The organism is Achromobacter sp. DMS1 (assembly GCF_001270295.1).
The window spans coordinates 1-10,471 of sequence record NZ_LHSJ01000141.1 but is presented as its reverse complement, the minus strand read 5'-3'; the positions used below and the strand labels follow the sequence as shown (position 1 = coordinate 10,471).

General features: G+C 66.2%; 5 protein-coding genes and 5 pseudogenes. 4 read left to right on the top strand and 6 right to left on the bottom strand.

The annotated features are described in order from the left end of the window. Positions 1–4: 4 nt before the first annotated feature. The 5 genes and pseudogenes from tuf to AD428_RS16205 all read right to left on the bottom strand — a co-directional run bounded on the left by tuf (position 5) and on the right by AD428_RS16205 (position 5,567). The gene (gene tuf / locus AD428_RS16225; RefSeq protein WP_053244268.1) at positions 5–1,195 is read right to left on the bottom strand and encodes an elongation factor Tu; all 1,191 of its coding nucleotides are present in this window, start codon (positions 1,193–1,195) and stop codon (positions 5–7) included. Between the two features lie 75 nt (positions 1,196–1,270). Continuing rightward, positions 1,271–3,373: an elongation factor G gene (gene fusA / locus AD428_RS16220; protein WP_053245872.1), complete on the bottom strand. Its 2,103-nt coding sequence runs from the start codon at positions 3,371–3,373 to the stop codon at positions 1,271–1,273. 18 nt (positions 3,374–3,391) lie between these two features. After that, the gene (rpsG, locus tag AD428_RS16215) at positions 3,392–3,862 is read right to left on the bottom strand and encodes a 30S ribosomal protein S7 (RefSeq protein ID WP_053245871.1); all 471 of its coding nucleotides are present in this window, start codon (positions 3,860–3,862) and stop codon (positions 3,392–3,394) included. A gap of 172 nt (positions 3,863–4,034) precedes the next feature. Continuing rightward, entirely contained in the window at positions 4,035–4,412 is a 378-nt protein-coding gene (gene rpsL, locus AD428_RS16210) for a 30S ribosomal protein S12 (RefSeq protein WP_005017264.1), read from the bottom strand. Between the two features lie 448 nt (positions 4,413–4,860). Next, a pseudogene (locus AD428_RS16205) lies at positions 4,861–5,567 on the bottom strand (response regulator transcription factor). Positions 5,568–5,967: 400 nt separating this feature from the next. On the opposite strand from AD428_RS16205, the gene AD428_RS16200 reads away from it, so the two are divergent. The 4 genes and pseudogenes from AD428_RS16200 to AD428_RS29585 form a co-directional block, all read left to right on the top strand. Next, on the top strand, positions 5,968–6,684 hold the full coding sequence (locus AD428_RS16200) for a response regulator transcription factor (protein WP_053245870.1): 717 nt from the start codon (positions 5,968–5,970) through the stop codon (positions 6,682–6,684). A gap of 41 nt (positions 6,685–6,725) precedes the next feature. Further along, positions 6,726–7,844: pseudogene (locus tag AD428_RS16195) on the top strand (FecR domain-containing protein). A 7-nt stretch (positions 7,845–7,851) separates the two neighbouring features. Next, positions 7,852–8,699: pseudogene (locus AD428_RS29590) on the top strand (CHASE2 domain-containing protein); the annotation flags it as partial. A 538-nt stretch (positions 8,700–9,237) separates the two neighbouring features. Then, positions 9,238–10,056 (top strand): annotated as a pseudogene (locus tag AD428_RS29585) (ATP-binding protein); the annotation flags it as partial. Between the two features lie 123 nt (positions 10,057–10,179). On the opposite strand, the pseudogene AD428_RS16185 reads toward AD428_RS29585, so the two are convergent. Continuing rightward, positions 10,180–10,471: pseudogene (locus tag AD428_RS16185) on the bottom strand (serine/threonine protein kinase); the annotation flags it as partial.

Here is a 10,471-nt window from a genome sequence, read left to right as displayed (position 1 = left end):
CAACTTAGGCGATGATCTTGGCGACCACGCCGGCGCCGACGGTACGGCCGCCTTCACGGATGGCGAAGCGCAGACCTTCTTCCATGGCGATCGGCGACAGCAGCTTGACCGTCATCGTCACGTTGTCGCCCGGCAGCACCATCTCCTTGTCCTTGGGCAGATCGATCGTGCCCGTCACGTCCGTCGTGCGGAAGTAGAACTGCGGACGGTAGCCGTTGAAGAACGGCGTGTGGCGCCCACCCTCTTCCTTGGACAGAATGTACACCTCCGAGGTGAACTCCGTGTGCGGCGTGATCGAACCCGGCTTGGCCAGCACCTGGCCGCGCTCGACGTCTTCACGCTTGGTGCCGCGCAGCAGAATGCCCACGTTGTCGCCCGCCTGGCCTTGGTCCAGCAGCTTGCGGAACATTTCCACGCCCGTGCACGTCGTCTTCACCGTCGGCTTGATGCCCACGATTTCGATTTCTTCGCCAACCTTGATCACGCCGCGCTCGATACGGCCAGTCACCACCGTGCCGCGACCCGAGATCGAGAACACGTCTTCGACCGGCATCAGGAACGTGCCGTCAACCGCGCGCTCCGGCGTCGGAATGTACGTGTCCAGCGCCTGCGCCAGCGACAGGATCGCCTGCTCGCCCAGCTCGCCCTTGTCGCCTTCCAGCGCCAGCTTGGCCGAACCCTTGATGATCGGCGTGTCGTCGCCCGGGAAGTCGTACTTCGACAGCAGCTCGCGAACTTCCATTTCCACCAGCTCCAGCAGCTCGGCGTCATCGACCATGTCCGCCTTGTTCAGGAACACGATGATGTACGGCACGCCCACCTGGCGGCTCAGCAGAATGTGCTCGCGCGTCTGCGGCATCGGACCGTCGGCGGCCGACACCACCAGGATCGCGCCGTCCATCTGCGCCGCGCCCGTGATCATGTTCTTCACGTAGTCGGCGTGGCCCGGGCAGTCAACGTGCGCGTAGTGGCGCGTTTCCGTTTCGTATTCCACGTGCGCCGTGTTGATCGTGATGCCGCGCGCCTTCTCTTCAGGAGCCGCATCGATCTGGTCGTAGCCCTTGGCTTCGCCGCCGAACTTGCTCGACAGCACCGTCGTGATGGCCGCCGTCAACGTCGTTTTGCCGTGGTCAACGTGACCAATCGTACCCACGTTCACGTGCGGCTTGGTACGTTCAAACTTGCCTTTTGCCATGATCTCTATCCTTTGACTTTCAAGGAAACTTGGATGTTTGCCGCGCTGCCCTGAGGCAGACGCGGCGAGGGTTGTTTACTTGGCCCGAGCGGCGATGACTTCGTCAGCGACGTTCTTCGGAGCCTCGGCGTAATGCTTAAATTCCATCGTGTAGGTCGCACGGCCCTGCGTCAGCGAACGCAGGTTCGTGGCGTAGCCGAACATCTCGGCCAGCGGCACCTCGGCCTTGATGACCTTGCCGCCGCCAACCATGTCGTCCATGCCCTGGACCATGCCGCGACGGGACGACAGGTCGCCCATCACGGTGCCGGCGTAGTCTTCGGGCGTTTCGACTTCAACGGCCATCATGGGTTCGAGCAGCACAGGGCTGGCCTTGCGCATGCCTTCCTTGAACGCCATGGAACCGGCCATCTTGAACGCGTTTTCGTTCGAGTCCACGTCGTGGTACGAACCGAAGAACAGCGTGACCTTGACGTCCACGACCGGATAGCCGGCCAGGATGCCCGACGGCAGGGTTTCCTGGATGCCCTTGTCCACCGCGGGGATGAACTCGCGCGGCACCACGCCGCCCTTGATGGCGTCCACGAATTCGTAGCCGCCGCCCGGTTCCAGCGGTTCCAGCTTGATCACGACGTGACCGTACTGGCCGCGGCCGCCCGACTGCTTGACGAACTTGCCTTCGACTTCTTCGCAGGTCTTGCGGATGGTTTCGCGGTAGGCCACCTGGGGCTTGCCGACGTTGGCTTCCACGCCGAATTCGCGCTTCATGCGGTCGACGATGATTTCCAGGTGCAGCTCGCCCATGCCCGAAATGATGGTCTGGCCGGATTCTTCGTCGCTGCGCACGCGGAACGACGGATCTTCCTGCGCCAGGCGCGACAGCGCCAGGCCCATCTTTTCCTGGTCGGCCTTGGACTTGGGTTCCACGGCCTGCGAAATCACGGGCTCGGGGAACTCCATGCGCTCCAGCGTCACGTGCGAATCGACGTCGCACAGCGTTTCGCCGGTGGTCACGTCCTTCAGGCCCACGACGGCGGCGATGTCGCCGGCCAGAACTTCCTTGATTTCCTCGCGGTTGTTCGCGTGCATCTGCAGGATGCGGCCGATGCGTTCCTTCTTGCCCTTGACCGGGTTGTAGACCGTGTCGCCCGATTTCAGCACGCCCGAGTAGACGCGCACGAAGGTGAGCTGGCCGACGAACGGGTCGGTCATGAGCTTGAACGCCAGCGCAGAGAACTTCTCGCCGTCGTCGGCCTTGCGCTTGACTTCGTTGCCGTCGTCGTCGGTGCCTTCGACCGGCGGGATGTCGACCGGCGAGGGCAGGTAGTCGATGACGGCGTCGAGCATGCGCTGCACGCCCTTGTTCTTGAAGGCGGTGCCGCACAGCATCGGCTGGATTTCGCCGGCGATGGTGCGCTGGCGCAGGGCCTGGTTGATCTCGGCTTCGTCCAGCTCGCCGGTCTCGAGGTACTTGTTCATCAGTTCCTCGGACGACTCGGCGGCGGCCTCCACCAGCTTCTCGCGCCATTCCTCGGCGGAAGCCTGGAGCTCGGCCGGGATGTCTTCGTAGTCGAACTTGGTGCCCTGGCTGGCTTCGTCCCAAATGATCGCCTTCATCTTGATGAGGTCGATCACGCCCTTGAAGGTGTCTTCGGCGCCGATCGGGATCACGATGGGCACGGGGTTGGCGCGCAGGCGCGTCTTCAGCTGGTCATAGACCTTGAAGAAGTTGGCGCCGGTGCGGTCCATCTTGTTGACGAACGCCAGGCGCGGCACGCCGTACTTGTTGGCCTGGCGCCACACGGTTTCCGACTGCGGCTGCACGCCACCCACGGCGCAGTACACCATGCAGGCGCCGTCCAGCACGCGCATGGAACGCTCCACCTCGATGGTGAAGTCCACGTGTCCCGGGGTGTCGATGATGTTGATGCGGTGCTCGGGGTAGTTGCCGGCCATGCCACGCCAAAACGCCGTCGTAGCAGCCGACGTAATGGTGATGCCACGCTCTTGCTCTTGTTCCATCCAGTCCATGGTGGCGGCGCCATCATGCACTTCGCCAATCTTGTGATTGACGCCGGTGTAGAACAGGATGCGTTCGGTCGTGGTGGTTTTCCCTGCATCGATGTGCGCAGAGATACCAATGTTGCGATAGCGCTCGATCGGGGTTTTGCGGGCCATGGTGGGTTAGTCCTTAAATTACCAGCGGAAATGGCTGAAGGCCTTGTTGGCCTCGGCCATCTTGTGCGTGTCTTCGCGCTTCTTCATCGCGGCGCCACGACCTTCGGCGGCGTCGATCAGTTCGCCAGCAAGACGCAGGTCCATCGACTTCTCGCCACGCTTCTTGGCGGCTTCACGGAGCCAACGCATAGCCAGGGCCAGGCGGCGCACGGGGCGCACTTCAACCGGCACTTGGTAGTTGGCACCGCCAACGCGGCGGCTCTTCACTTCGACGATGGGCTTGATGTTGTTGATCGCCGTGCTGAAAACCTCGAGCGGCTCCTTGCCGGTCTTGGCTTGCACTTGCTCGAGGGCGCCGTAGACGATGCGCTCGGCGACGGCCTTCTTGCCGTCCAGCATGACGACGTTCATGAACTTGGCGAGCTCGACGCTGCCGAACTTGGGATCGGGCAGAATCTCGCGCTTGGGTACTTCGCGACGACGGGGCATTGTTGCTTCCTTGTGTCTGTTCAGTTGAACCGTGTTTCCTACACGGCCATGGCCGCCCAACGGGACGACCCCTTACGTGCCGCGCACCTGCCTGTACGGGTCGGCGCGGTTGCACATCTTCCTTCGTGACGGACCTCCGCCACCAAGGGGTACTGCGTGATACTGCTTGCTATCAAGCCTTCTTCGGACGCTTGGCGCCGTACTTCGAGCGGGCCTGCTTGCGGTCCTTGACGCCTTGCAGGTCGAGGGAACCGCGCACGATGTGGTAGCGCACACCGGGCAAGTCCTTCACACGACCGCCACGCACCAGAACCACCGAGTGCTCCTGCAGGTTGTGGCCTTCGCCGCCGATGTACGAAATGACTTCGTAACCGTTGGTCAGGCGAACCTTGGCGACCTTGCGCAGAGCGGAGTTCGGCTTCTTGGGGGTGGTGGTGTACACGCGCGTGCACACGCCGCGGCGTTGCGGGCAGTTTTCGAGCGCAGGGCTCTTGCTTTTGATGATGCTGACTTCGCGCGGCTTGCGCACGAGTTGGCTAATGGTAGGCATGACCTTTGAAATCCCTTTTACGTACCACTGGTAGTACTACTGGTAGTACTTACGTACTTTCCTCCTCGGGATGGGCTCCCTCGGAGCAGGCAGTTCGCGCAAAACCGCCTCAAACGTTCGTATACGTAAAAGAGCGGACTTGCCAACAAACCATGTAAACGCACAACCTACTGCCAGATGCCGGCCGATGCCGAAGGGCTGTTCCGTGTCAGGTTCGTGACGCACCTGCCGCCGCCCCGCCTTGCCATCCAACCCGGCAAGAACCGGGCGCACGCACTTGGCGCAAATAAAGCAGTAAGCCCTTTAGCATAACTTAGACCTGGCTGTCATGTCAAAGAACTTTGCAACGCAGCATATGGCCGCGTTGCCGGCGGAAGACGCGAGAATCCGGGAGAACCGCGCATGCTGGCTGAAAATCGGCCCAAAAATAGGGTCGCATCGTGCGCGGTCACCGATCGGCGAACAGGTATCCGCTGCCGTATACCGTGCGAATGGGCAGAATGATTCCCGCCATTTCCGCCTTGCGGCGCAGTCGGCTGATGATCACGTCGATGCTGCGCGCGCTGCTGGCGCGCGCAGCGCCTCCTTCGACACGCAATTCCTCAGCGAGTTCGCTGCGGCCCACCGCACGGCCGGCCACCTCGAACAGGGCGCGCACGATCAGGCGCTCGTTGGAGGACAGGGAAATGGTCGCGCCGCTGGGCCGCGACCAGCGTCCAGCCCTGGTCGCGCAGCTCCCACTCGCCGGGCGTGCCGTCGGCGTCCCCGGCGGCGGGTGGCGAATCGGACGGCAGGCGCCGGGCCAGGGCCAGCAGGATGCATGCGAGTTCGCGGGGGTCGCCGGGCTCGGGCAGGCAGGCGTCGGCGCCGCCCTGAAGGCAGCGCAGGCGGACGTCGACCGTCAGGCCCCGTCCCATCACCACGATACCCATGGGCGAGGAAGCCGCGCAGCCGCGCCACCAGCGCATAGCCGATCTCGCCGAGCGAAGCGACGTCCAGCGCCACGGCATCGCAGGCGCCGGCGGCGAGCAAGCCGAACAACTCCAGCGAAGTCGAGCAGCCGCGGGCGGAAATGCCGGCCTGCAGCAGCGCCGAAACCGCCGCGGACCGCAGCGCCTCGTCGGGCGACATCAACAATACGCGCAATTGATTCATTTTCGATTCCATCCCGCGTCCCGCGGGCTTGTCGACACGAGCAAGCCTCCGCACGGACACGCAAAGGGTTGTCTGGAACGCGCCATGAAAACCGCAGCAACGATTGCTGCACCGCGAGCAGCGGCATACGGCGGGCGGGGTGGATGGGTTCGTGTCGAGCAGCCCCGCCAAGTGGCGGCGTGGCGCGTTGCGCGCCCGCCGCGGCGAATTGGAAACAGTGTGGCGTCCCGGACTGCAACAACTCCAGTCAAGATTCGTTAACTTTGCAATGTTTGACAGTTCCTGACGCGGCATTCCCAAGACGGCGGCGCACCCGGGTTATCATTCGTTTACACATTCCCCGCCCGCACCGGAAGGCGCCGACAGGCGCCGCGCAGCAACCCTCGCGAGAAAAAATCTAATGAGAATTGCGTCGCTGGAAGACGATCTGGACCAGGCGCGCCATATTCAGCAAGTCCTGACCGCCGCTGGCTACGATTGCGGCAGTTACCAGCAGAGCCGAGACCTGCTCGCTGCCCTGCGCAGTGAAACATTCGACCTCGTGCTGCTGGACTGGCACCTGCCCGACATGGACGGCGATGAGGTGCTGCGCTGGATCCGCGCCAATGTCGGCCATCGCATTCCCGTCATTTTCCTCACCAACCGTTCCGGCGAAGACGACCTGGTGAAAGGCCTGCGCGCGGGCGCCGACGATTACATCGTCAAGCCGCTGCGCCCCATGGAGCTGCTGGCGCGCGTGGCCGCGCTGCTGCGCCGCAGCCGGCTGTCCGATCCGGTCGACGAAACCTTCGAGGTGGCCAGCTATCGCATCGATCCCGCGGCCCGCACCGTCTCGCTCAACGGCGTTCCGGTCGCCCTCGCTCCCAAGGAATGCGAACTGGCCCTGCTTTTTTTCCGCAACCTGGGCCGCCTGATGTCGCGCGACGTGCTGGCCGAATGCGTATGGAACCGCGAAATCCCGGCCACGTCGCGCACGCTGGACACGCATCTGTCGAACATTCGCCAAAAGTTGCAATTGCGCCCCGAGAACGGCGTGCGCCTGAGCTCGTCCTATGCCCTGGGATACCGGCTGGAACTGGTTGGCCAGGGCGGCGAGGACGCCCGCGCCCCGCAATGAACCGCGCCCCCCGCAAACCGGCCCCCACTGGAGAGACATACATGAGCCGCCCGAGCGCGCCTTTCCTGCCTGCTCTGACCGCGTGCGCTGTCGGCGCCCTGCTCGCGCACGCCGCGCTGGCCCAGCCCGCCGGCGCGCTGGGCGAAGACTTCATCTACCGCGTGCGGCCCGGCGACACCCTGATCGAGCTGGCCACCGCCTACACGGGCAATCCCTCCAACTGGAACCCCCTCCAGACGCTGAACCGCGTCGTCACGCCGGAGCTGCTGCCCATCGGCCTGGAGCTGCGCATCCCGCTGTCCATGATTCCCGAACGTCCCGCACAGGCCACGGTGGCGCACGTCAGCGGCCAGGCGACCCGGGACGGAAAAGCCGTGCAGCCGGGCGAGCGCATGGCCGAAGGCAGCACGATCGCCACGGCCCCGGGCGGGTTCGTCACCCTGCAGCTGGCCGACGGCTCCACCCTGACCGTGCCGTCGGAAGGCGCGGTGGAACTGCAGCGGCTGCGCCAATTCGAGCATTCGCACCTGACCGATTCCGTGATCCGGGTGCGCCAGGGCACGGTGGAATCCTCCGTGGCGCCCGCCGGCCAGGGCGTGGGCCGCTTCGAAGTGCGCACGCCGGTGGCGGTGACGGGCGTGCGTGGCACGCGCTTCCGCGTGCAGGCGGCCGCCAACGGCATGCAGAGCGAAGTGCTGGAAGGCAGCGTGCGGCTGCAGCCGCATGCCCCCGCAGGCCGCTCCCGCACGCACCGACGCCGTGCAGCGCGGCTTCGGCGCCAAGGTGGCCGCCGACGGCCGCATGTCGGAGGTGCGCCCCCTGCTGGCCGCTCCCCGGCTCGGCCCCGCCCAGCGTCTCGGCGGAGGCGTCTGGACCAGCGCCTTCGCGCCGGTCCCGGGCGCAAGGCAGTACCTGGTGCGCGTCTCGCGCGACCCGCAGGGCGCGCTGCCGGTGTCGTCGACGGTCTACGCCACCAACGACATCCGGTTCTCCGCTTCGCGCGCCGCACGCACTACGTCTCCGTGCGCGCCATCGACGAGCTGGGCCTGGGCGGCGAAGACGCCATCGTCAGTTTCGAAGGAGCCAACCAGCTCATGACTTCCTACGGGCTGGGGGTGTCTTCCGGCTCCGGCGGATTGGTGACGCTCACCGATTACTGAGGCAGCCATGCCCGAAACCGCCGAACCGCAGGACCGGACATCGCGCTCAGGGCTGTGGCTGACGGCGGCGCTGGCGCTGCTGGCCGCCCTGCTGGGCTGGTGGAACGGCCTGGGGCGGGTGGACCAGATTCTGTATGACCGGGCGGTAACGCTTGCCGGCCGCCCGGCGGCGAACGACATCGTCATCGTCGCGATCGATGACGCCAGTATCGAGGCGCTGGGCCGCTGGCCCTGGCGGCGCCGCGATCATGCCGCGCTGCTCGAACGCCTGCGGGACGCCCGCGCCGTCGGCATGGACCTGATACTCGCCGAGCCCGACGCGTCCATCCGGCGGATGACGCCATTCTGGCCGCCAGCATGCGCCGGCACGGACGCGTGGTGCTGCCGGTGGTGTTCGACCGTCTGCGCACGCCCACCACGCTCAGTTCCCCCATTCCGCTGCTGGCCGAGGCGGCCGCCGGCGAGGGTTTCATCAACGCCCTGGTGGACGCCGACGGCAGCGTGCGCCGGGCCGTGCTTTCGGTGGATTTCGGGGGCCGGCGCTGGAATACCCTGGCGCTGGCCATGGTGGCCGTGGGCGGCGAAGGAGAACGGGCCGCGCATTTTCTCCGCCAGGCGGCGCAGGATGCCTCCATTCTGATTCCCTATGCCGGACCGGCGGCCCACATGCGCACGGTGTCGTATCTTTCCGTGCTGCGGGGCGAGGTGCCGCCCTCGGCGCTGCAGGGCAAGTATGTACTCGTGGGCGCATGGGCCACGGGCCTGGGAGATATGTTTCCCACGCCCGTGTCGCGGGAGGGCAATGGCATGTCCGGCGTGGAAATCCAGGCCAACCTGCTGCAGGCGGCGCGCGAGCGCATGGCCTTCCAGCCCACGCCGCCCTGGCTGGCGTCGCTGCTGTCCGCGCTGCCCGTCCTGCTGGCCTGTCTGGCGCTCTGGCGCCTTTCGCCCAAGCAGGCGCTGCTGGTCTGCGTAGGACTGCTTTTCGCCATCCTGGCCCTGGCGGCGCTGCTGCTGATCCACGGGCACGAATGGTTTGCGCCATCGGCCGCCCTGCTGGGCGTGGCGCTGGCCTACCCCGCCTGGAGCTGGCGCAGCCAGGAAGCGGCGCTGCGCTACATGGATAACGAGCTGCGCCGCCTGCAGCGCGAATACCCGCCCGTCCTCAACGAAGCGCGCGCGCTGTCGGCCGACCCGGGCGCGTCGCTGGAAAGCCGGATCGGCGAGCTGCGCCGCGCGCTGGCGCGGGTGCGCAACCTGCGGCGCTTCCTTGCCGACGGGCTGGACGGCATGCCCGACGCCACCCTGGTTTTCGACCAGGACGGCCGCGTGCAATTCCGCAACCAGGCGGCCGTCATGTATTTCCGGCGGCTGGGGCTGCGGCCCCCCCCGCATGGGCCATCCGGCCATGCATCTGCTGGCGCACACCATCCCGGACGACGAGGCCCGCCAGCGGGTGGCGGAAGCGCTGCGGGGCCTGGGCCCGGCCGCATCCGCGTCGCCATGGAGCGCCGACCTGGAACTGCGCGACAAAGCAGGCCGCGACCTCATCCTGAAATGCGCACCCATCCACACGGCCGAAGGCAACTTCGCCGGCACGGTGGCCACGCTCACGGATATCTCGCGCATCCGCCGCGCGGAGCGGCAGCGCGAGGAAACGCTGCGCTTCATTTCGCACGACATGCGCGCTCCCCAGAGCTCGATACTGGCGCTGGTGGACATGCAGCGCGCCGGGCCTGCCCCGCCCGAGCAGGAAGAAACCCTGGACCGCATCGCCCAGTTGGCCCGCCGCACCTTGCGGCTGGTGGACGATTTCGTGCACCTGACGCGCGCGGAGTCCATGACCATCGGAACGACGGAACTGGATCTGTCCAGCCTGCTGCAGGACGCCGTGGACGAGTTCTGGGCTCCGGCCCGCCAGCGCAGCATCGCGCTGGAAATCGCCCAGCCCCTGCCTTGCGCCTATGTGCAGGGCGACCAGACCCTGCTCATGCGCTCGCTGTGCAACCTGATCGACAACGCCATCAAGTACAGCCCGGCGCAGACCCGCATCCATTGCAGCATCGCCGAGGACGCGGGGTGCTGGCGCGTGGCCATCCGCGACCAGGGCCAGGGCATCGCCCCCGAGAACCTGGGCCGCCTCTTCGAGCCCTTCTCGCGAATGGCCGCCGACACGCGCAACGACGTGGGCGGCGCGGGCCTGGGGCTGGCTTTCGTGCGCACGGTGGCCGAACGCCACAACGGACGCGTGGAGGTGTCCAGCGTCCCGGGCGCGGCTCGGTGTTCACCCTCGTGCTGCCAAAAGCGCCCGAGCCGGAGGAAGGCTGACCGCTTCCTACTGGAAGGTGTGGGAAATGACGGCGGGCTGGCCCGGCTTGATCTCCAGCGTCGCGCGGTAGGGCGGCAGGTCGGCGTTGCGCAGCACGACCTGGTACTTGCCCGGGATCAGCCGTATTTCTTTCACCGGCGGGCTGATGCCCTTGGCGATGCCGTTGACCCATACCTCGCCCCAAGGCCGGATATCGAGCCGCACCCGGACAGGCACGGGCTTGGCCTTGGGAGCCTCGTCGGCGGCGGGCGGCGCTTCGGACCGTTGGGGGCGGCGCGGCCTGGCTCGGGCGGGGAAG

What these genes read in the sequence shown, in the direction of transcription:
- fusA (WP_053245872.1), bottom strand. Translation starts at nt 3,373, where the DNA reads ATGGCCCGCAAAACCCCGATCGAGCGCTATCGCAACATTGGTATCTCT.
- rpsG (WP_053245871.1), bottom strand. Translation starts at nt 3,862, where the DNA reads ATGCCCCGTCGTCGCGAAGTACCCAAGCGCGAGATTCTGCCCGATCCC.
- tuf (WP_053244268.1), bottom strand. Translation starts at nt 1,195, where the DNA reads ATGGCAAAAGGCAAGTTTGAACGTACCAAGCCGCACGTGAACGTGGGT.
- rpsL (WP_005017264.1), bottom strand. Translation starts at nt 4,412, where the DNA reads ATGCCTACCATTAGCCAACTCGTGCGCAAGCCGCGCGAAGTCAGCATC.
- AD428_RS16200 (WP_053245870.1), top strand. Translation starts at nt 5,968, where the DNA reads ATGAGAATTGCGTCGCTGGAAGACGATCTGGACCAGGCGCGCCATATT.